The 1,080-nt window shown below is 20.6% G+C and carries 1 protein-coding gene; it reads right to left on the minus strand.

Annotated elements, in window-relative coordinates; genetic code table 11:
• Positions 1–205: 205 nt before the first annotated feature.
• On the minus strand, positions 206–775 hold the full coding sequence (locus ACRCYC_RS01955) for a hypothetical protein (protein WP_438617483.1): 570 nt from the start codon (positions 773–775) through the stop codon (positions 206–208).
• Positions 776–1,080 lie beyond the last annotated feature (305 nt).

The raw sequence follows: 1,080 nt of genomic DNA on the forward strand, positions 1-1,080 counted from the left end.
TTAATTCCTGAAACATTTGTAAATAACTCCTTTGTTGGATTTTGTGTAGGAACTTAATTATAACAAGGATTTGTTACAAATGTTTTTTTTGTTTTATATAACTGTAAAATTATTCAAGCATTTTTGCACTATTATAGAACTAAAATTAAAACTTTCTTTAAATTAAATATCTATTTAATAGTAGTAAATTTTTCTAATATATTTCCTATTTAGATAAAAATAACTTTTCTATATCACATTTTAATATATCTTTTGATGTTTTACTGAATAGATGTCCCATTCTCACACCAAAATATTCTAAAATAGCTTCCACTAAATTATCCATACTTAAACCTTTTACTGTTTTCTTTAATTCTGTATCTATTATAGCTCCTTCATAATCACTCAGATTATAAACAATGTTTTCTAAAGAATCTCTTTGCGAAATAGTTAAAACATTTACTACTTCATCATCAGTAAAACTTTGAATTCTAATATGTTTATTATCGTATTTATCAACTACTATATAAGAGTCTGTTTCACTTTCATTGTTAAAATTTAATATAGAATATTTTATTATCATATCACTATTCAAGTTATCTTCTCTGCACAAAAAAGTAAGATTGAAATCTCTATACTTATTATTAACATCAAAATCTAATAATAAACCTTCTAAATTATTATTTATCTTATAGTTTTTAAACTCTTTATATTCTCTTGCTACCTTATTTATAATCTCTGAATAAAGATTTAAATTTTCTCCACCTTTAACTAAAATACACTTTACTTGTAACATCCAATTCCTCCTATATCACACTATAATAATATTTTAGCACTTCAAAAAATTAAATTTGTAGATTTAAATTTAAAAAGATATAACCATTTAATTAACTTTTTTTTCCATATACATTGTTTCGTAATATTATTAATTCTTCGTATATATACTGTATATAAATTTCACACTATCAAGCTATCAAGAAAAAATTTTTATAAAATTTTTTTCAAATTCCTTATTAAATTTCTATATCATATAATCTTAAGATTTAATTAATCAATATACAACTTTTGAAAAAATAAAATAAAATAACTTGCATTTTGTAT

It is taken from the genome of Paraclostridium sp. (genome assembly GCF_051657365.1).
In the GTDB taxonomy this organism is placed as follows: Bacteria; Bacillota; Clostridia; order Peptostreptococcales; family Peptostreptococcaceae; genus Paraclostridium.